Origin of the sequence: Marinobacter sp. (genome assembly GCF_033722195.1) — a bacterium.
In the GTDB taxonomy this organism is placed as follows: domain Bacteria; phylum Pseudomonadota; class Gammaproteobacteria; order Pseudomonadales; family Oleiphilaceae; genus Marinobacter.
Genome location: NZ_JAWVZL010000056.1, coordinates 1 through 20,368, shown reverse-complemented (window position 1 = coordinate 20,368; position 20,368 = coordinate 1). Strand labels below are relative to the sequence as shown.

The window sequence follows — 20,368 nt, the reverse complement described above, 5'->3', positions numbered from 1 at the left end:
TGGGCTTCGGCGCCCGGCGCAGCGAGATCGAAACCGGCAAGCGGGTGCTGGTACCCTATCTGGACGGCGGCGCCGGCGGCAGCTGGCGTCTGGGTGACCAGACCCAGGCCCTGGCCATTACCACTGCCGACCTGGAAGTGGACGAGTCCCTGCGCCGGGGCTACGACGCCGCGCCCGGCCTGGACCTGGGCCTGCTGCACCAGTCGGACCGCTTCAGCCTGCTGGGCGGCGTGCGCAGCAAGGCCTGGATCGTCAGCGACCAGCACCGGGAAGACTCGCTGTATTTCAACGGCAGCTGGCACTTCGGCCGCAGCTTCAGCCTGGCGGCCGAATTCGAACGCACCGATCACTACGACAGGATCGACAACCAATGGCAACTGGGACTGCACGCCTACTTCTGACACCGATGCTGCTGGCCGCCCTGCTGACCCAGGCCGGCTGCAGCAACCTGTTCTTCTACCCCAACGAACTCACCTACATCACCCCGGACCGCCTCAACCTGGCCTACGAGGATGTCTACCTGGACACCCCCGACGACGAAACCCTGCACGCCTGGTGGCTGCCTGCTGAAGGCGAGCCCAAGGGCCAGGTCTACTTCCTCCACGGCAACGCCCAGAACATCAGCAGCCATATCCTCAACGTCGCCTGGCTGCCACCGGCCGGCTACAGCGTCTTCCTGATCGATTACCGGGGGTACGGCAAATCCACCGGCGAACCCGACCTGGAAGGCGCCCTCACCGACGCCGAGGCCGGCCTGCGCTGGCTCCTGCAGAAAAAGCATGCCCAGGGTCAGCCCCTGTTCATCCTGGGCCAGAGCCTGGGGGGCGCCCTGGCCATCCCCCTGGCCCACGAATGGCAGCAGCGCGACCTGGAGCCCGAGCTGGACGGCGTCATCCTCGACGCCGCCTTCTCCGGCTTCCGCGAAATAGCCCGGGAGAAGCTCAGCAACTTCTGGCTCACCTGGCCCCTTCAGATCCCGCTGAGCTGGACCATCCCCGACGACTACGAAGGCTCCAACCTGATCGCCGGCATCAGCCCCACCCCGGTGATGGTCATCCACAGCACCCGGGACGGCATCATCCCCTTCCACCACGGCCGGGAGCTGTTCCAGGCGGCCGAAGAGCCCAAGCGATTCCTGGAAACCGACACGCCCCACGCCAGCACCTTCGTGATTCCGGCGTATCAGAAGGCGGTGCTGGAATTTATGAGGGAGTCGGCCGGAAAATCACAAAGCGACTAGCACCCAAGCCGATCAGCGGCAGGCCGGTAGCACCAGCCAGGACCGTCTGTGGCCAGGGATGGCCACAGCCGAGCTTACAGGGATGTACTTGCAGCGTGTCCTGGATGGTGCTGCCGGCCTGCCGCAGCCACCCATGATCCAGTCCTGTCTAAACCCTGGCCAGCCCTCAGCGTAGACAATAAAAAACCCGCCATCCGTTACCGGAGGCGGGTTCTTTTACAGGCTGACCCGATTTACAGGGCGGCCAGATCGGTCGGCTGCTCGCCTTCCTTCACTTCCTTCATGGACAGCTTCACCCGACCACGGGCATCCACGTCCAGCACCTTCACCAGTACTTCCTGACCTTCGCTGAGCTCGTCGGAAACGTTCTCGATGCGACGATCGGAAATCTGGGAGATGTGCACCAGGCCGTCTTTACCCGGCAGGATGTTGACGAAGGCACCGAAGTCCACGATGCGCTCCACCTTACCCTTGTAGATGGCACCCACCTCGATTTCCGCGGTGATTTCCATCACCCGCTTCATCGCCGCCTGGGCAGCGGCCTGAGTGTCGGCGTAGATCTTCACGTTGCCGTCGTCGTCCAGATCGATGGAAGCACCGGTCTCGTCGCAGATACCGCGAATTACCGAACCACCCTTACCGATCACGTCACGGATCTTCTCCGGGTTGATCTTGATGGTGGTGATGCTCGGCGCCCGCTCGGACAGCTCGGCACGGGGTGCCGCGAGAACCTTGGCCATCTCACCCAGGATGTGCAGACGGGCCGCGTTGGCCTGGTCCAGGGCGATCTCCATGATCTCGTCGGTGATGCCGTTGATCTTGATATCCATCTGCAGGGCCGTGATGCCCTCGGCGGTACCGGCCACCTGGAAGTCCATGTCGCCCAGGTGATCCTCGTCACCCAGGATGTCGGTCAGGACTGCGAACTTGTCGCCTTCCTTTACCAGACCCATGGCAATACCCGCCACCGGTGCCTTGATGGGCACACCGGCATCCATCAGCGCCAGGCTGGAACCACAGACCGAGGCCATGGAGCTGGAACCGTTGGACTCAGTGATCTCGGACACCGCACGGATGGTGTACGGGAACTCCTCGATGGTGGGCATAACCGCAGCTACGCCGCGCTTGGCCAGACGGCCGTGACCGATCTCACGACGGCCCGGTGTGCCGACACGACCGGCCTCGCCCACTGAGTAGGGAGGGAAGTTGTAGTGGAACAGGAACGGATCCTTGCGCTCGCCTTCCAGCGAGTCGATGATCTGCATGTCCCGGGCGGTACCCAGCGTGGTGGTCACGATGGCCTGGGTTTCACCACGGGTGAACAGGGCCGAACCATGGGTGCTGGGCAGAATGCCCACCTCGATCTGGATCGGACGCACGGTCTTGTTGTCACGACCGTCGATCCGCGGCTTGCCTTCCAGAACCTGGTTACGGACGATGGACTTCTCCACCTTGCCGAAGTACTTCTTGACCTCCTCCGAGGAGGGCTGACCTTCCTCTTCACCGGCCAGCTTCTCGACCGCTGCCGTCTTGATGACGCTCAGACGGGAGTAACGCTCCATCTTGTCACGGATGGCGTAGGCCGCTTCGATGTCGGCAGCAAAGTCACTGGTGATGGCGTTCAGCAGCTCGGTGTTCTCGGCCGGCGGCTGCCACTCCCAGCGGGGCTTGCCGGTTTCGGCGGCAAATTCCTTGATAGCCTGGACCGCAGTCTGCATTTCCTGGTGGGCGTAGAGTACGCCACCCAGCATCTGGTCCTCGGTGAGGCCCTTGGCTTCGGATTCCACCATCAGCACGGCGTCTTCGGTACCGGCCACCACCATGTCCAGCAGGGAGTTTTCCAGCTCTTCGAAGGTGGGGTTCAGGAAGTAGCCACGCTCATTGGTGAAGGCCACACGGGAGGCACCGATGGGGCCGTCGAACGGAATACCGGAGATCGACAGCGCGGCGGAGGCCGCCAGCATCGCGGCAATGTCCGGATCCTGGGTCTTGCTGGAGGACATGACCGTCAGGATGAGCTGGACCTCGTTCATGAAGCCGCTGGGGAACAGCGGCCGGATCGGACGGTCAATCAGACGGGAAGTCAGGGTTTCCTTCTCGGAGGGACGGCCCTCACGCTTGAAGAAACCACCCGGGATCTTGCCCACGGCGTAGGTCTTTTCGAAGTAGTTGACGGTCAGCGGGAAGAACGGCTGGCCCGGCTTGGCGTCCTTGGCACCGACCACGGTACCCAGTACGGAAATGTCATCGATGGTCACCAGCACGGCGCCGGTGGCCTGGCGGGCAATACGGCCGGTTTCGAGAGTGACGGTCTTGCCGCCCAGTTCAAATGTCTTTTTTACCGGATTCACGGTAACTCCTTGATTATCTCTTCAGTTCAGACTGACAACACGCCCCATGACGCGCTGTCCCGGTACGCTGCTTCCCGCTCAATGCGACGACAACAGTGGATGAACCTGCCTGAAAGCTAACAGGCTGTTGCAAAACCCCGACTCAGGTCCGGGCCTTTCAACAACCTGCTATGTTCTGGCTTTCGGTTACGGCAGATGGCCAATGAACATTACCGGATCGACCGGTTGGCAGCGCTAGTTCGGAGATGTGCCAAAGACGAGCCTGATGACCAGGTCACGCTCGGCGATTCAGACAGCCCCTCCCGCAGACACAGGTGGAACTTTCGGGCGAGAAGCACATAAAGCGGAGACAGGCCCCGCCGTATGGTGAGGGCGCCGCCGGAGCGACACCCTGCAACAGGTCGTCTGGACCCTCGTGCGAACCCAAAGGTTCAGCGACGCAGACCCAAGCGCTTGATCAGCTCAAGATAACGATCAGCGTTCTTCTTCTTCAGGTAGTCCAGCAGCTTGCGGCGCTGGTTAACCATCCGGATCAGACCGCGGCGGGAATGGTGATCCTGCTTGTTGGCCTTGAAGTGATCCTGCAGCTTGTCGATGTTGGCGCTCAGCAGGGCCACCTGGACTTCAGGGGAACCGGTGTCGCCATCGCCTTGCTGGAAATCCTTGACGATCTGTGACTTCTCTTCGGCAGAAAGTGCCATCTTACTTCACCTCATTGGTTGCGATGCGTATGAATTCGGCCGGACCGCGCATCTCTGCAGCCCGGCTAACCAGTGACGACGCCGGGGCGTCAGCCAGCTGTCTTCACCAGCCGGCGAGGGATGATCAGCACCTCCTCACCGTCCGGTTGACCTTCTCCCAGGCCGACAAAACGATCGTGATCGTAAAGCCGGACCGGACCGGTCAAATCCTGGTCGCATATTCTAACGGGTTGTCCGTTCAATATCGACCGCAACCTGTCCGCCGACAGCGAAAGCTGCGGAAACATGGTCAGGGCGGCGTCTGGCGCCACCAGCAGCGAGTCCAGGGACTCGCCCCGCTCGCGCCGCGCCTCAAGTTCAGCCACCTCGTGGGCGTCATCCAGGCAGAAACCCGCCGCCAGGGTCCGCCGCAGGGCGGTTACATGGGCGCCACAGCCCAGCGCATTGCCGATGTCCTCCACCAGGGACCGGATATAGGTGCCTTTGGTGCAGGTGACGGCAATGTCGAACTCCTGCTCCCGTACCGCCAGCAGGGTCAGGTCATAGATGGTGACCGGCCGCGCCGGACGCTCCACCTCGATGCCCTCGCGGGCGTACTCGTACAGCGGCTTGCCCTTGTGCTTGAGCGCGGAGTACATCGAGGGCACCTGCTGGATGTCGCCCCGGAATCCGGCCAGCACCGTCTCCACCGTGGCCTCGCTCAGGTCCGCCGGCACCGGCTGCTCCCTGACCACCTTGCCTTCGCTGTCGCCGGTCTCGGTGGTGATGCCCAGACGGGCGGTGGCGATGTAGGCCTTGTCACTGTCCAGCATGAGCTGGGAGAACTTGGTGGCCTCGCCAAAGCACAGCGGCAGTACGCCGGTGGCCAAGGGATCCAGGGCCCCGGTGTGGCCGGCCTTGGCGGCACCGTACAGCCGTTTGACGTGCTGCAGTATGCCGTTGGACGTCAGCCCCTGGGGCTTGTCGATCACCAGGATGCCGTTGACGTCACGACCCTTGCGGCGACGGCTCAACCCTCCGACTCCGTATCGTCGGACCGGTCCACCGCAGGCTTGCGGCCAACGGCTTCATCGATCAGTGAGTCGATGCGGCGGCTCTTGCCCGGCAGGCTGTCGAAATGGAACCGCAGGTGCGGCACCATCCGCAGCTTCATGGCGCGGCCGAGCTGGCCGCGCAGAAAGCCGGAGGCCTTGCGCAGTACAGCCAGGGAATCCTGCACCTGGGGGGAGTCCTCGGTCAGGTCCTCGGTGGTGAGCAGCGACACGTAGATGTCGGCGTAGCCCATGTCCCGGCTGACCTTGACGGCATTGATGGTGACCATCCCCAGCCGCGGGTCCTTGATATCACGCTGGATCATCTGGGCCAGCTCACGCTGTATCTGATCGCCGATGCGATCAATACGGCTGAATTCTTTCGGCATAGCTTCGCCTGCTTGCACCTTAAATAGGGAAAGGGGCGCGCCCCTACGGACGTGCCCCCCGGTTTACAGGTCAGTCAATCCGGCCTCAGCCGGCGGATTCGAGCTTGCGCTCTACCCGGATCCGATCAAACACCTCTATCTGGTCACCGACCTTGACGTCATAACCCTTGACGCCGATACCACACTCCATGCCGCTGCGGACTTCGGAGACGTCATCCTTGAAGCGACGCAGGGACTCCAGCTCGCCTTCGAAGATGACCACGTTGTCCCGCAGTACCCGGATCGGCTTGTTCCGGTGCACGGTGCCCTCTGTCACGATACAGCCTGCCACCTGGCCGAACTTGGGCGACCGGAAGGTGTCCCGCACTTCGGCGATGCCGATGATGTCCTCGCGGTACTCCGGTGCCAGCATGCCGGTCAGGGCAGCGCGGACGTCATCGATCATGTTGTAGATGATGCTGTAGTAGCGCAGATCCACACCTTCCTGCTCGACCAGGCGCTTGGCAGCCGGTTCGGCGCGGACGTTGAAGCCGAAGATGACCGAGTTGGTGGCCACCGCCAGGCTGACGTCGGTCTCGGCGATACCGCCCACACCGGAGGAGACGATCTTGACCTGCACTTCCTCGTTGCCCAGGTCCTGCAGGGCCTTGGTAATGGCTTCCAGGGAACCGCGGACGTCGGTCTTGAGCACCACGTTGAGGGTCTTGACCTCGTCCTTGCCCATGTTCTCGAACAGGTTCTCCAGCTTGGCGGCCTGCTGGCGCTGCAGACGCTGCTCACGCTCACGGGCGTGGCGGAACTCGGCGAGCTCCTTGGCCTTGCGCTCGTCCGCGACAGCGAAGAACTCGTCGCCGGCGTCCGGGGTGCCGTTCAGGCCCAGGATCTCCACCGGAATCGACGGACCGGCTTCGCGGGTCTGCTTGCCGGCTTCGTCCATCATGGCGCGGACCTTACCGAAGTAGGCCCCGGCCACCACCATGTCACCCTGACGCAGGGTACCGCTCTGGACCAGAACAGTGGCAACGGAACCGCGGCCGCGCTCCAGGCTGGATTCGATGACCACGCCCTTGGCAGGTCCATCGGGCGCCGCCTGCAACTCGAGGATCTCGGACTGCAGCAAAACCGCTTCCAACAGGTTGTCGATGCCCTCACCGGTATGGGCCGAAACCGGCACGAACTGGGTATCACCACCCCAGTCTTCCGGAATCACTTCCAATCCGGCCAGCTCGGTCTTGATCCGGTCCGGATCGGCCTCTTCCTTGTCCATCTTGTTGATGGCCACCACCAGCGGCACACCGGCTGCGCGGGCGTGCTGGACGGCCTCCTTGGTCTGCGGCATGACGCCGTCATCGGCCGCCACCACCAGGATGACGATGTCAGTACACTGGGCACCGCGGGCACGCATGGCGGTAAACGCAGCGTGGCCCGGGGTATCCAGGAAGGACACCATGCCGTGCTCGGTTTCCACGTGGTAGGCACCGATGTGCTGGGTAATACCACCGGATTCACCGGAGGCCACCTTGGTGCGGCGGATATAGTCCAGCAGCGAGGTCTTGCCGTGGTCGACGTGACCCATGACACTGACCACCGGGGCACGCTTGACCTTCTCGCCACTCTCGACGGCGAACTCGCTCAGCACTTCCTCTTCGAAGGCGTCCGCGCTCACGGTCTTGGGCGTGTGGCCCAGTTCCTCGGTCACCAGAACGGCGGTTTCCTGATCCAGCGGCTGGTTGATGGTGGCCATCACGCCCATGCCCATGAGGGTCTTGATCACGTCGGCGGACTTGACCGCCATACGCTGGGCAAGATCGCCCACGGTAATTGTTTCTGGAATCTCGACTTCTCTCACCATTGGCTTGGTGGGCCGCTCAAAGGCGTGCCGCTTCTCTTTTGGCTTCTTGCGTGCCCGCAGTGGGCGGCGAAGCGTGGTGTCTTCCTCGTCCTCGGAAATAACCACCGGCTCTTCCACGCGTGTACGTGGACCCCGGTGACCCGCGGACTTCTTCTTCGGCTTGCCTTCGCCGGGCTCTTCCACCCGCTCGTGGACTTTGGCCTTCTCTTTCTTTTTCTTGGGCTTGCGGTCCTTGTCCTTGGCGTTCTCGGGATCCGGCGGCGGAATCGGCATATCCGCCGGGTCGATCACGTCACTGGATTCGGGCTCCTCGGCCTTGACCGCCTCGGTCTTGGGCTCCTCGGCCTTGACCGCCTCGGTCTTGGGCGCCTCGCCAGCCGGTGTGGGCGCCGACGAATCGCCGGATACCGCCTCGACACCCTTCTCGCCCTCGGGCGCCACCTGCATGGGCTCGTCCAGCTTCACCGGTGCCGGCTCTTCCGGCGCCTGGGTGGGCTGGGGCTGGCTTTCCGCCGCGGCGGGCTTGGCAGGCTCCTGCTCGGGCTCGAGCTGGGTTTCGGCGCGCTTGATATAAGTGCGCTTCTTGCGAACCTCGACATTGACCGTCTTGGCACGACCGGCGCCACTGCCGGCTTTGAGCGTGGTCGTGGTCTTGCGCTTGAGGGTAATCTTGCGCGGCTCGGCGTCTGTCTCGCCGTGATTCTTGCGCAGATAGGCCAGCAACTGCTGCTTCTCATCACTGCTCACAGCATCGTTCTCTGAGCGGGCCTTGAGGCCTGCTTCCACCATCTGACGCAGCAAACGATCCACGGGAGCGCCTACATCATCGGCCAGTTGTTTTACCGTTACTTCCGCCATACTGGTCCTCCTCCCGATTAAGCCTGGTCCTGAAACCAGGGGGCGCGTGCAGTCATAATCAACTGTCCCGCACGCTCATCATCCATACCGTCGATTTCGAGCAGATCGTCCACCGACTGCTCAGCCAGGTCTTCCATGGTGCGCACACCCATACCTGCCAGTTTGTAGGCCAGAGACCGGTCCATGCCTTCCATTGTCAGCAGGTCCTCGGCGGGCTCGCTGCCCTCCAGGGCCTCTTCGCTGGCCAGGGCCTGGTTCAGCAGCACGTCCTTGGCGCGACGACGCAGCTCGGTGACGGTGTCCTCGTCAAAACCGTCGATGGCCAGCATCTCTTCCATGGGCACGTAGGCCACTTCCTCGATGGAGGTGAAGCCCTCCTCGATCAGAACACTGGCGAACTCTTCGTCCACATCCAGGCTGGTGGTGAAGTGCTCCAGCAGGCGGTTGTGCTCCTGCTCCTGGCGCTCGCCGGCCTCTTCCTCGGTCATCACGTTCAGTGTCCAGCCGGTCAGCTCACTGGCCAGGCGCACGTTCTGGCCGTTGCGGCCGATTGCCTGGGCGAGGTTGTCCTCGGCCACCGCAACTTCCATGGTGTGGCGGTCTTCGTCCATCACGATGGAGGCCACTTCCGCCGGCGCCATGGCGTTGATCACCAGCTGGGCGGGGTTGTCGTCGTAAAGCACGATATCGACACGCTCGCCACCCAGCTCGTTGGAGACGGCCTGCACACGGGAGCCCCGCATGCCGACGCAGGCACCCACCGGGTCGATGCGGCGGTCGTTGGTCTTGACCGCAATCTTGGCGCGGGAGCCAGGATCACGGGCGGCACCGCGAATTTCGATCAGCTCCTCGGCGATCTCGGGCACCTCGATCCGGAACAGCTCCACCAGCATGGCCGGATTGGTACGGCTCAGGATCAGCTGGGGGCCGCGGTGATCGGTGCGGATTTCCAGCAACAGCGAACGGATACGGTCGCCCATGCGGAAAGTCTCCCGCGGGATCAACTGGTCGCGGGGCATCAGGGCCTCGGCGTTGGCGCCCAGGTCCACGATCACGTTGTCGCGGGTCACTTTCTTGACGGTGCCGGAAACCAGCTCGCCGACACGGTCGCGGTAGCTGTCGACGATCTTGGCGCGCTCAGCCTCGCGAACCTTCTGGAAGATAATCTGCTTGGCGGCCTGGGCGCCAATGCGGCCAAAGGACACCGACTCCACTTTCTCTTCGTGGACATCGCCGGGCTTGAGGCTGGGATCGATCTCCTCCGCTTCCTGCAGCGTCAGCTCGCTACCCAGGGCCGGCACGGCGTCGTTGTCCACCACCAGCCAGCGCCGGAAAGTCTCGTACTCACCGGTGCGGCGGTCGATGGAGACCCGGATGTCAGCCTCCTCGTCTTCGTAGCGCTTCTTGGCAGCAGTGGCCAGGGCCAGTTCGATGGCCTCGAAAATCACGTCTTTCTCGACGCCCTTCTCATTAGAGACGGCCTCGACTACCAGCAAAATCTCTTTACTCATGGGATTGCCCTGCCCTTAATAGGTGACTCGCGGTCAAACGAATTACTCGAATACGGGGACGATGTTGGCCCGCTCAATGCTGTCGAACGGCAGCAGGTACTCGTGATCGTCCACGACGACAACGACATCCTCTCCCTCGACGCCCTTTAGCAGACCCTGAAATTTGCGGCGCCCTTCAAAGGCCATGCGCAGCCGGATCTGGACCCGGTGGCCGGCAAACGCCTCGTACTGGTGCAGCTGGAACAGCGGACGGTCCATACCGGGCGAGGACACCTCGAGGGTGTACTCGGTCTGGATCGGATCCTCGACATCCAGCACACCGCTGACTTGCCGGCTGACTTTCTCACAATCCTCCACCGAGATGCCCTTCTCGGCATCGTCGATGAACACCCGTAGCAGGGAATGGTGGCCCTGGGCGCGGAACTCAAGTCCCCAGAATTCGTAACCCAGGCCTTCCACTACCGGCCGGAGAATCGTTTCGAGCTGTTGCAACTTTGCTGACAAGTGACTCTTGTCTCCATCACTGAATGAGTTGGCCGCACAAACAAAAAAAGGGCTGTTTATCAGCCCTTTTCATGCACCAGGGCCCGCTGCGCCAGGCCCCGTAATCAAAAAGCCCCGGAACTCCAGCCCACCTCTGTGGCGGTAACGCCGACAAGGGTGGCCTGCACTGGGGCCTCTTGTAGCAAGAACTAACAGGCGGCCACTGGGCCGATCCTGCGACAGACACCTGGCCTGTCTTGACGCGGCGAAACCCACAAAAAGGCTCCGGAACCCGCGTCAATAATCGCCGGAGTATAAGGACGCCGGCGAAGCTGGTCAAGGACTGACCAAAAAAAACGGCTTGGGTCTTCCAAGCCGTCTGAATATGGTGCCCGGGGCCGGACTCGAACCGGCACGGCTTTCGCCACTACCCCCTCAAGATAGCGTGTCTACCAGTTTCACCACCCGGGCATATTCCTTACTCGAGCTCGGGGATGGCTGGACCTTCCCCGTTCTCGCCATCACTGGCTGCGTCATCGGCGGGCTGCTGCTCGGTCGCCGGTGATTCCTGAACGGCCGGAATACCCGCTTCGCCCGCCACTTCTGCACGCTGCTTGGCAAACACCGCCAGTGAAAAACTTGTTACGAAAAACAGGATCGCCAGGAAGGTGGTGGTGCGGCTCAGAAAACTGCCGCTGCCCTGGCTGCCGAATACGGTTTGCGAGGCACCGCCACCGAACGCCGCACCCGCGTCCGCGCCCTTGCCCTGCTGGATCAAAATCAGACCCACCAGCGCGATGGCGATCAGCACGTGCGCTACCACAATCAGTGTTTCGACCCAATCCATAATGACTCTCTATATGCCTGCTATGTACCTGACCTGCAGCAGGCCCGCCCGCGGGGCCGACTGCCGCCCTGCCGCTGTGCTCAAAGAGCCCGGCAGATGCGTATAAAATCTTCCGCCTGCAAGGAGGCGCCACCAATCAGACCACCGTCGATATCGGGCTGGGCGAACAGCTCGGCGGCATTATCCGGCTTTACGCTACCGCCGTAAAGCAGGGAAATCGAATCCGCCTGCGCTGACATTCTTGCCAGCCTGCCCCGGATCGCCACGTGCATATCCTGGGCGTCCCGGGCGGTTGCGGTCCTGCCGGTGCCTATGGCCCAGACCGGCTCGTAGGCAATCACCAATTTCTGCCAGTCATCGCCGGAAACCGACGCCAGCGCAAGCTCCACCTGGCTGCAGACCACCGCCTCGGCCTCTCCGGCCTCGCGCTGCGCCAGGCTCTCGCCGACACAGACTATCGGACGGATACCCTGGGCCAGGGCCTGGCTCACCTTGGCGGCCACTTCCTCATCGGCCTCGCCGAACAGCTCACGGCGTTCGGAATGGCCAACCAGGGCGTAGCCTGCGTCCAGATCCGCCACCATGGCAGCGGACAACTCACCGGTATAGGCGCCCTGCTGCCAGCGGGAGATGTTCTGGACTCCGAACCCGAGGCCGGAATCGCCGGCTTCCCGCTGGGCATCCCGCAGATACAGCGCGGGAGGGATGATAACAACCTCGACGCCGTTATCAAGCGCGGAAACCTCTGCTCTGAGGGCGCCCACCAGCTCTTTGACCAGCTGCGTGGAGCCATTCATCTTCCAGTTTCCGGCTACCAGTTTACGTCGCATATCAGACCCCTGGTTCGAGGGAGGCGAAACTATACAGGACTCGCTGGGCGCAGACAACCGGTTCAGGGCTGCGACTGACGGACGTCCTCCGCCAGCTCTTCGGCGATCCGGCGAATCAGGGTTTCGTCTTGGCCTTCGGTCATGACGCGGATCAGCGGCTCGGTGCCGGAGGCCCGTAGCAAGACCCGGCCGGTGTCTCCCAGGCGCTGCTCGGCCCTTGCCACCGCGTCCACAAGCGCCGGACGCTGAAAGGGGTCGAAGCGCTGACCGACGCGGACGTTGATCATGGTCTGGGGCAGCTTGGTCATGCCCTGGCGCAGCTCGCTGAGGGTACGGCCGGAGCGCCAGACAGCCAGCAGCACCTGCAGGGCCGACACGATGCCGTCGCCGGTGGACGTGCAGTCACGGATCACCAGATGGCCGGAGCCCTCGCCGCCCAGCACCCAGCCCCGCTCCAGCAGGCGCTCCATGACATAGCGGTCGCCCACCTTGGCCCGTTCGAATTCGATGCCCTGGTCCTGCAGCGCCAACTCAACACCCAGGTTGGTCATCAGGGTGCCCACCACCCCGCCTTTCAAGGTGCCTGCCGCCTGGCGCTGGGAGGCAATGACGAACAGCAACTCGTCGCCGTCGATCTCGGAGCCGTCCCGATCCACCATCAGCACCCGGTCGCCGTCGCCGTCGAAGGCAATACCGAGGTCCGCACCCTTGTCCACCACGGCCTTGCAGAGACTGTCGAGGTGGGTGGAACCGACGTTGAGGTTGATGTTCAGCCCGTCCGGATCGGCCCCGATGACCGACACCTTGGCACCCAGCTCCCGGAACACCTTGGGGGCCACGTGGTAGGTGGCGCCATGGGCGCAGTCCAGCACGATCTTCAGGCCTTCCAGGGTGAATTCGTTGGGCACGGTGCTCTTGCAGAATTCCACATAACGGCCCGGGGCGTCGTCCACCCGGAAGGCCTTGCCCAGCTCGGAGGACTGACAGACCTCGATGGGCCGGTCCATCCACCGCTCGATCTCCGCCTCCAGGCCGTCGTTGAGCTTGGTGCCGGCAGCAGAGAAAAACTTGATGCCGTTGTCGTGGTGGGGGTTGTGGGAGGCGCTGATGACGATGCCGGCGGAAGCCCGGAAGGTCCGGGTCAGGTAGGCAATGGCAGGCGTCGGCATGGGGCCCAGCAGCTTGACGTCGACACCCGCGGCGGAAAGACCCGCCTCCAGGGCGGATTCGAACATGTAGCCGGACAGCCGGGTATCCTTGCCGATCAGCACGCTGTTGCGCTGGCCATCGCGCTTGAATGCCTGGCCCGCGGCCCAGCCAAGGTGAAGCATGAAATCCGGTGTAATCGGTGACTCACCCACCCGGCCCCGGATACCATCGGTGCCAAAATACCTGCGCTGGGTCATGAACCTGACTCCTCCATTGCCGTCACCACCCTGATGGCGTCGACGGTCTCCCTGACGTCGTGGACGCGAATGACTGCGGCGCCCTTTATGGCGGCTATTGTCGCGGCTGCCAGACCGGCAGGCAACCTTTCCGAAACCTCGCGGCCAGTAATCTGGCCCAACATGCTTTTGCGGGACATACCGACCATCAGCGGGTAGCCCAGGGCCCGCATCTGGTCCAGCGAACGCAGCAGCTCCAGGTTGTGGGCGAGGCTCTTGCCAAAGCCGAAGCCCGGGTCCAGCAGCACCTTGGTGGCAGGGATGCCGGCTTCCTCTGCCACCCGCACCCGGTCCATCAGGAACCCGGTCACTTCCCGCAACACGCTGTCGTACTCCGGCCGTTCCTGCATGGTGGCCGGCTGTCCCTGCATGTGCATCAGGCACACCGGCAAGCCAGTGGCCACCGCCGCCGCAAGCGCCCCTTCCCGCTGCAGGGCGCGGACATCGTTGACCAGCCCGGCCCCCAGGGCAGCGGCTTCCCGGATCACTTGCGCGCTACTGGTATCGACGGAGATGATCGCATCGGTTTCCCGGGCCAGAGCCTCCACCACCGGGCAGACCCGATCCAGCTCCTCCTGCAGGGACACCGGCGCGGCACCTGGACGGGTGGATTCGCCACCCACGTCGATGAAGGCTGCGCCCTCCGCCACCATGCGATGGGCCTGGGCCAGAGCGGCGTCCAGGTGATTGAAGCGGCCACCGTCGGAGAAGGAGTCCGGTGTCACGTTAAGCACGCCCATCACGCGGCAGCGGGCCATATCCAGGGGGCGTCCGGCAAAATCAATGATCATGCGCTGTTCCGATAGATTCCTGCTAATAAAAAAAACGCCGCCCGGGCGGGCGGCGCGATTCAGACTCGGCCAGTGATGGACCGGTCAGTGTTCTCCGGCAGGGCGTCCGATACCGCCGGCCTGGCGACCGTCGTCAGACTCGCTCCGCGGCGCAGGCTCGCGCTCGGGCTCGCCTACCGAGGCTCCGCCACCGGGCCCGCGGTCGCTCCAGCCCTTGGGCGGACGCGGGGTCTTGCCTTCCATGATGTCGTCGATTTGCCACCGGTCGATGGTCTCGTACTTCATCAGGGTTTCGGCCATCAGGTCCAGCTTGTCCCGGTTGTCGATCAGCAACTGCTTGGCTTTCTCGTAGCAGCTGTCGATGATCGCCCGCACTTCCTCGTCGATCCGCTGGGCGGTCTCCGGCGAGTAGACGGTCTGGGCCTGGCCGGCAGAGCGGCCCAGGAAAGGCTCTTCGCTGTCGGTATCGTACTGCAGCGGGCCCAGCTTCTCGGACAGACCCCAGCGGGTAACCATGTTACGGGCCAGGCTGGTGGCGCGCTCAATGTCGTTGGAGGCACCGGTGGTGACACCGTCGAAGCCCAGGGTCAGCTCCTCTGCGATACGGCCACCGAAGAGGCTGCATATGGAGCTGATCAGGAAGCGCTTGCTGTGGCTGTACTTGTCCTCTTCCGGCAGGAACATGGTCACGCCCAGGGCGCGGCCCCGCGGAATGATGCTGACCTTGTAGACCGGATCGTGCTCGGGCATCAGGCGGCCGATGATGGCATGACCGGACTCATGGTAGGCGGTATTGAGCTTCTCTTTCTCGCTCATCACCATGGACTTGCGCTCGGCGCCCATCATGATCTTGTCTTTCGCCAGCTCCAGCTCTTCCATGGACACCAGGCGCTGATTCCGGCGGGCAGCGAACAGGGCCGCCTCGTTGATCAGGTTGGCCAGGTCAGCGCCGGAGAAGCCGGGGGTACCACGGGCGATAACGCCAGGCTCGATACCATCAGCCAGAGGCACCTTCTTCATATGGACCTTGAGAATCTGCTCACGGCCAATGATGTCGGGCAGGCTGACCACCACCTGGCGGTCGAAGCGGCCGGGACGCAGCAGCGCCGGGTCCAGCACGTCCGGACGGTTGGTGGCGGCGATGACGATGACGCCTTCGTTGCCTTCAAAACCGTCCATTTCCACCAGCAGCTGGTTGAGGGTCTGCTCACGCTCGTCATGACCGCCACCCATACCGGCGCCACGATGGCGGCCGACGGCGTCGATCTCGTCAATGAAGATAATGCAGGGGCTCTGCTTCTTGGCCTGCTCGAACATGTCGCGGACCCGGGAGGCGCCTACACCGACGAACATTTCCACGAAGTCGGAACCGGAAATCGAGAAGAACGGCACCTTGGCCTCGCCCGCGATGGCCTTCGCCAGAAGGGTCTTACCGGTACCCGGCGGGCCCACCATCAGCACGCCCTTGGGAATACGGCCGCCAAGACGCTGGAACTTGCTGGGATCCCGCAGGAAATCCACGATCTCCTTGACGTCTTCCTTGGCTTCGTCAACGCCGGCCACATCCGCGAAGGTGGTCTTGATCTGGTCTTCACTCATCAGGCGGGCCTTGCTCTTGCCAAAGGACATGGGCCCTTTGCCGCCGCCACCGCCCTGCATCTGGCGCATGAAGAAAACGAAGAGTGCAATGATGATCAGGATCGGGAAAGCCGCCACCAGCAACTGGGTCCAGATGCTCTGGCGCTCTGGCTCCTTGCCGATAATCTCGACATTGTTGGCCAGGAGATCATCCATCAGCTTGTTGTCCGGCACTTGCGGCCGGATGGTCTGGAAGCGGGAGTTATCCTCGCGGACACCCTGGATATCAAGTCCGTCAATCGTGACCTGACGCACCTGCCCCTGCTGAACCATCTCAACAAACTGGGAATAATTGACTTGCTGGCCGGTGGTGGTCGGAGAGAAATTCTGAAACACCATCAGCAGGACGGCGGCTATTATCAGCCAGAGAACCAGATTTTTTGCCATATCGTTCAAGGATCATCACCTGTGAATTGGAAGGTCGCTTGTCAGACGGACCTCTCGAGACACCTTACACTAATTGTACGTCGGTCCACCAGAAACAGCCCATCCGTTAGACTCCCAAGCTGGTCGGCCCGCCCTCGGGAGGACCACCGCCGTTCTATCTTCATAGTGGGCGCCAGATCTGAAATTACAACTACGCCGCGCCGATTGGGCGACCCACTCCGCGGCGCCCGACCGAGCTGCTTGGGGAGATTTGACCCGGGCCCCGCGGAAACGTTCCCCGCCACTGGAGACGGCCCCGAGATAAGTGGTATCGGCGATTAAACCGGAACCGGAAACTGTTACAATCACGCCATTATAGGTGGCCGCCGATCTCATCGCCGCTGCCACCATCCAATTGTCATCATTAAGAGATTGTATTATGAGCCTCTCGCCCGAACAGCGACGCGAGTACCGCGGCATTGCCCATCACCTGAAACCCGTGATCATCATTGGCGAGAAAGGTCTGACCGAAGGACTGCAGCAGGAGCTGGACCGGGCCCTGAACGACCACGAGCTGATCAAAATCAAGGTGGCCAGCGCGGACCGGGAACAGCGTGAAGAAGTGATTTCGGAGCTCTGCGAGGCCGCCGGGGCACAGCGGGTACAGACCATCGGCAAGATCGCAGTGATCATGCGGCGGGCCGCAAAGCCCAACCCCAAACTCTCCAACCTCCAGCGCTTCAAGCAGTAGCGCCAGCGCCTTTTCGGCCCGGCCTGGCCCTGTGGGCGCGGCCGGGCCGGCAAACGGCCTACAGGTGCTCCACTTCCTCGATTTCGTACTCCACGGTGCCGGACGGCACCCGGATGGCCACCACATCACCCTCACTCTTGCCCACCAGCGCGCGGGCGATCGGTGACGATACCGACAGCTTGCCCTGTTTGATGTCGGCCTCGTCCTCGCCGACGATCTGGTAGGTCACCTGCTCATCGGTGTCCATATTGAGCAGGTGCACTGTCACCCCGAAAATCACCTTGCCGGTGTTCTCAATGGTGGTGACATCGATCACCTGGGCGGAGGACAGCTTGGACTCGATCTCCTGGATCCGGCCCTCGATAAAACTCTGCTGCTCACGGGCGGCGTGATACTCGGCGTTCTCCTTGAGATCGCCGTGTTCGCGGGCCTCGGCAATGGCCTCGATGACCCTGGGGCGCTCAACGGATTTGAGCTGCTTGAGCTCGTCGCGCAGGCGGGCTTCGCCGCCCACCGTCATGGGTACTCGGGTAGTCATGGCGTCATTTCCCTGCGTGCAATTCCTGGAGACGGCGAACCGTCCGCTCAGGACCGAATTTAATCGCCCGACAGAAGGCCTCGCCCCCTGCCAGGGTGGTTGTGTAGGTGACCTTGTGGCGTAACGCCGACTGGCGGATCTGGGCCGAGTCGGAAATCGCCTTGCGGCCCTCGGTGGTGTTGATCACCAGCTGGACCTGGCCATTCTTGATGGCGTCAACGATGTGGGGACGGCCTTCCCGCACCTTGTTGACCCGCTCCACCTCGATACCGGCCTCCCGCAATACCGCGGCGGTGCCGGTTGTGGCCACCAGCTTGAAGCCGGCCGCCACCAGGTCCCGGGCCACCCGGACAGCGCCCGGCTTGTCCACTTCCCGCACCGAGACAAAAGCCGTGCCCTTGTCCGGCAGGCGCTCACCGGCCGCCAGCGCAGCCTTGGCAAAGGCCTCGTCAAAGCTGTCACCGATGCCCATGACCTCGCCGGTGGACTTCATTTCCGGACCCAGGATCGGGTCCACCGCCGGGAACTTGGCGAACGGGAACACCGACTCCTTCACCGAGTAGTGCTTGGGCACGATCTCCTGGGTGAAGCCCTGCTCCGCCAGTGAAGTACCGGCCATACAGCGCGCCGCCACCTTCGCCAGGGACACACCGATGGCCTTGGACACGAAGGGCACGGTGCGGGAGGCCCGCGGATTCACCTCGATCACGTAAACGGTATCATCCTGCCAGGCCAGCTGGACATTCATCAGGCCCACCACGTCCAGTTCAAGGGCCATCTTGCGGACCACTTCCCGCATTTCGTCCTGGACGTGGGCGGGCAATGAGTAAGGCGGCAGCGAACAGGCCGAGTCACCGGAGTGCACACCGGCCTGTTCGATGTGCTGCATGATGCCGCCGATCACCACGTCCTTGCCGTCGCAGATGGCATCGATGTCCACTTCGATGGCGGCATTGAGGAAGTGGTCCAGCAGCACCGGGCTGTCGTTGGAGACCAGCACCGCGTTGCGCATGTACCGCACCAGCTCGGTCTCGTCGTAGACGATCTCCATGGCCCGGCCACCCAGCACGTAGGACGGCCGCACCACCAGCGGATAGCCGATTTCGCGGGCCGCCACGATGCCTTCCTCGTGGCTGCGCACGGTGGCGTTCTCGGGCTGGCGCAGGTTGAGCCGGGTGATCATCTGCTGGAAGCGCTCGCGGTCCTCGGCCCGGTCGATGGCGTCCGGACTCGTGCCGATGATGGGCACGCCGGCGGCCTCGAGGCCACGAGCCAGCTTCAGCGGTGTCTGGCCACCGTACTGGACGATCACACCCTTGGGCTTCTCGACATTGATGATCTCAAGCACGTCCTCCAGGGTAATGGGCTCGAAATAGAGCCGGTCGGAGGTGTCGTAGTCGGTTGAGACCGTCTCGGGGTTGCAGTTGATCATGATGGTCTCGTAGCCGTCCTCGCGCATGGCGAAGGCGGCGTGGACGCAGCAGTAGTCGAACTCGATGCCCTGACCGATACGGTTAGGACCGCCCCCGATCACCACGATCTTCTCGCGATCGGACGGCGCCGCCTCGCACTCCTCCTCGTAGGTGGAGTACATGTAGGCGGTACTGGAGGCAAACTCGGCGGCGCAGGTATCCACCCGCTTGTAGACCGGGCGGATGCCCAGGTCATGGCGCAGCTTGCGCAGGCTGACTTCGGAAATCCCCAGCAGCTTGGCCAGGCGGGCATCCGAGAAGCCCTTGCGCTTGAGCCGGAACAGGGTGTCGCGATCGATGTCGGCCTTGCCGGCGGTCTTGAGGGCGGCCTCTTCCCGGATCAGGTCCTCGATCTGCACCAGGAACCACGGATCCACCTTGGTGTGGCGGAAAACCTCGTCCACCGTCATGCCCCTGCGGAAAGCATCGCCGATGTACCAGATCCGCTCGGCGCCGGGCACGTTGAGCTCCCGGATAAGGGTTTCGCGACCGTCCTCGGTGTCCAGGTCGATCTTTTCCTCGAAACCGTCGGAGCCCACTTCCAGCCCCCGCAGGGCCTTCTGCACCGATTCCTGGAAGGTACGGCCAATGGCCATGACCTCACCGACGGACTTCATCTGGGTGGTGAGGCGGGCATCGGCCTGGGGGAACTTCTCGAAGGTAAAGCGCGGGATCTTGGTGACCACGTAGTCAATGGATGGCTCGAACGAGGCCGGGGTGGCGCCGCCGGTGATGTCGTTCTGCAGCTCGTCCAGGGTGTAGCCCACCGCCAGCTTGGCAGCCACCTTGGCAATGGGAAAGCCGGTGGCCTTGGACGCCAGCGCCGAGGAACGGGACACCCGGGGGTTCATCTCGATCACCACCATGCGGCCGGTGTCCGGATTGATACCGAACTGCACGTTGGAGCCACCGGTCTCGACACCGATCTCGCGCAGTACCGCCAGCGAGGCGTTGCGCATGATCTGGTATTCCTTGTCGGTCAGGGTCTGGGCCGGCGCCACGGTGATGGAGTCACCGGTGTGCACACCCATGGCGTCGAAGTTCTCGATGGCACAGACAATGATGCAGTTGTCCTTGTGGTCGCGCACCACCTCCATCTCATATTCTTTCCAGCCGATCAGGGATTCGTCGATCAGCAGCTCATTGGTGGGCGACAGGTCAAGGCCGCGCTGACAGATTTCCTCGAACTCATCCCGGTTGTAGGCGATACCGCCGCCGGAGCCACCCATGGTGAACGAGGGCCGGATGATGCAGGGGAAACCGATGTCCTCCAT

At 63.0% G+C, this 20,368-nt stretch carries 16 protein-coding genes, 1 tRNA gene and 1 pseudogene; 3 read left to right on the top strand and 15 right to left on the bottom strand.

Annotated features, from left to right (window positions below):
* Both R3280_RS10970 and R3280_RS10965 read left to right on the top strand, forming a co-directional pair.
* Positions 1–401 (top strand): annotated as a pseudogene (locus R3280_RS10970) (DUF4105 domain-containing protein); the annotation flags it as partial.
* A complete protein-coding gene (locus R3280_RS10965) occupies positions 371–1,240 on the top strand; it encodes an alpha/beta hydrolase (RefSeq protein WP_318998649.1) in 870 nt (289 codons plus the stop codon). The pseudogene R3280_RS10970 and the gene R3280_RS10965, both read left to right, overlap by 31 nt.
* 233 nt (positions 1,241–1,473) lie before the next feature.
* Here the strand turns inward: R3280_RS10965 and pnp are convergent, their stop codons facing one another.
* The 13 genes from pnp to ftsH all read right to left on the bottom strand — a co-directional run bounded on the left by pnp (position 1,474) and on the right by ftsH (position 16,363).
* Positions 1,474–3,591, bottom strand: coding sequence for a polyribonucleotide nucleotidyltransferase (pnp, locus tag R3280_RS10960; RefSeq protein WP_318998648.1), 2,118 nt, complete (start codon positions 3,589–3,591; stop codon positions 1,474–1,476).
* A gap of 431 nt (positions 3,592–4,022) precedes the next feature.
* Entirely contained in the window at positions 4,023–4,292 is a 270-nt protein-coding gene (gene rpsO, locus R3280_RS10955) for a 30S ribosomal protein S15 (RefSeq protein ID WP_318998647.1), read from the bottom strand.
* Between the two features lie 89 nt (positions 4,293–4,381).
* Positions 4,382–5,305: a tRNA pseudouridine(55) synthase TruB gene (gene truB / locus R3280_RS10950; RefSeq protein WP_318998646.1), complete on the bottom strand. Its 924-nt coding sequence runs from the start codon at positions 5,303–5,305 to the stop codon at positions 4,382–4,384.
* Positions 5,302–5,712: a 30S ribosome-binding factor RbfA gene (gene rbfA / locus R3280_RS10945; protein ID WP_318998645.1), complete on the bottom strand. Its 411-nt coding sequence runs from the start codon at positions 5,710–5,712 to the stop codon at positions 5,302–5,304. The genes truB and rbfA overlap by 4 nt, the downstream gene beginning before the upstream one ends.
* Positions 5,713–5,797: 85 nt before the next feature.
* Positions 5,798–8,422, bottom strand: a complete 2,625-nt coding sequence (infB, locus tag R3280_RS10940) for a translation initiation factor IF-2 (protein ID WP_318998644.1) — start codon at positions 8,420–8,422, stop codon at positions 5,798–5,800.
* A 17-nt stretch (positions 8,423–8,439) separates the two neighbouring features.
* On the bottom strand, positions 8,440–9,933 hold the full coding sequence (gene nusA / locus R3280_RS10935) for a transcription termination factor NusA (protein ID WP_318998643.1): 1,494 nt from the start codon (positions 9,931–9,933) through the stop codon (positions 8,440–8,442).
* Between the two features lie 42 nt (positions 9,934–9,975).
* Complete coding sequence (gene rimP / locus R3280_RS10930; RefSeq protein WP_318998642.1) at positions 9,976–10,437, bottom strand: ribosome maturation factor RimP; 462 nt, start codon at positions 10,435–10,437, stop codon at positions 9,976–9,978.
* A 365-nt stretch (positions 10,438–10,802) separates the two neighbouring features.
* Positions 10,803–10,887 (bottom strand) — tRNA-Leu (locus tag R3280_RS10925).
* Between the two features lie 7 nt (positions 10,888–10,894).
* Positions 10,895–11,263, bottom strand: coding sequence for a preprotein translocase subunit SecG (gene secG / locus R3280_RS10920; RefSeq protein WP_318998641.1), 369 nt, complete (start codon positions 11,261–11,263; stop codon positions 10,895–10,897).
* A gap of 80 nt (positions 11,264–11,343) precedes the next feature.
* Positions 11,344–12,093 carry a triose-phosphate isomerase gene (gene tpiA, locus R3280_RS10915; protein WP_318998640.1) on the bottom strand — a complete coding sequence of 250 codons (750 nt, stop codon included), beginning with the start codon at positions 12,091–12,093 and terminating at the stop codon, positions 11,344–11,346.
* Between the two features lie 62 nt (positions 12,094–12,155).
* Positions 12,156–13,499: a phosphoglucosamine mutase gene (gene glmM, locus R3280_RS10910; protein WP_318998639.1), complete on the bottom strand. Its 1,344-nt coding sequence runs from the start codon at positions 13,497–13,499 to the stop codon at positions 12,156–12,158.
* Positions 13,496–14,329 (bottom strand): dihydropteroate synthase, encoded by an 834-nt coding sequence (gene folP, locus R3280_RS10905; protein ID WP_318998638.1) that lies wholly within the window; start codon positions 14,327–14,329, stop codon positions 13,496–13,498. The genes glmM and folP overlap by 4 nt, the downstream gene beginning before the upstream one ends.
* Before the next feature lie 84 nt (positions 14,330–14,413).
* Entirely contained in the window at positions 14,414–16,363 is a 1,950-nt protein-coding gene (ftsH, locus tag R3280_RS10900; RefSeq protein ID WP_318998637.1) for an ATP-dependent zinc metalloprotease FtsH, read from the bottom strand.
* Between the two features lie 409 nt (positions 16,364–16,772).
* On the opposite strand from ftsH, the gene yhbY reads away from it, so the two are divergent.
* The gene (gene yhbY / locus R3280_RS10895) at positions 16,773–17,084 is read left to right on the top strand and encodes a ribosome assembly RNA-binding protein YhbY (RefSeq protein ID WP_318998636.1); all 312 of its coding nucleotides are present in this window, start codon (positions 16,773–16,775) and stop codon (positions 17,082–17,084) included.
* Positions 17,085–17,142: 58 nt separating this feature from the next.
* Here the strand turns inward: yhbY and greA are convergent, their stop codons facing one another.
* Positions 17,143–17,622: a transcription elongation factor GreA gene (greA, locus tag R3280_RS10890; protein ID WP_318998635.1), complete on the bottom strand. Its 480-nt coding sequence runs from the start codon at positions 17,620–17,622 to the stop codon at positions 17,143–17,145.
* Between the two features lie 4 nt (positions 17,623–17,626).
* A partial coding sequence (carB, locus tag R3280_RS10885) for a carbamoyl-phosphate synthase large subunit (RefSeq protein WP_318998634.1) occupies positions 17,627–20,368 on the bottom strand: 2,742 nt, incomplete at its 5' end.

Coding starts and splice junctions, on each gene's coding strand:
- R3280_RS10965 (WP_318998649.1), top strand. CDS start 371: ATGGCAACTGGGACTGCACGCCTACTTCTGACACCGATGCTGCTGGCC.
- rpsO (WP_318998647.1), bottom strand. CDS start 4,292: ATGGCACTTTCTGCCGAAGAGAAGTCACAGATCGTCAAGGATTTCCAG.
- rbfA (WP_318998645.1), bottom strand. CDS start 5,712: ATGCCGAAAGAATTCAGCCGTATTGATCGCATCGGCGATCAGATACAG.
- infB (WP_318998644.1), bottom strand. CDS start 8,422: ATGGCGGAAGTAACGGTAAAACAACTGGCCGATGATGTAGGCGCTCCC.
- nusA (WP_318998643.1), bottom strand. CDS start 9,933: ATGAGTAAAGAGATTTTGCTGGTAGTCGAGGCCGTCTCTAATGAGAAG.
- secG (WP_318998641.1), bottom strand. CDS start 11,263: ATGGATTGGGTCGAAACACTGATTGTGGTAGCGCACGTGCTGATCGCC.
- tpiA (WP_318998640.1), bottom strand. CDS start 12,093: ATGCGACGTAAACTGGTAGCCGGAAACTGGAAGATGAATGGCTCCACG.
- glmM (WP_318998639.1), bottom strand. CDS start 13,499: ATGACCCAGCGCAGGTATTTTGGCACCGATGGTATCCGGGGCCGGGTG.
- folP (WP_318998638.1), bottom strand. CDS start 14,329: ATGATCATTGATTTTGCCGGACGCCCCCTGGATATGGCCCGCTGCCGC.
- yhbY (WP_318998636.1), top strand. CDS start 16,773: ATGAGCCTCTCGCCCGAACAGCGACGCGAGTACCGCGGCATTGCCCAT.
- greA (WP_318998635.1), bottom strand. CDS start 17,622: ATGACTACCCGAGTACCCATGACGGTGGGCGGCGAAGCCCGCCTGCGC.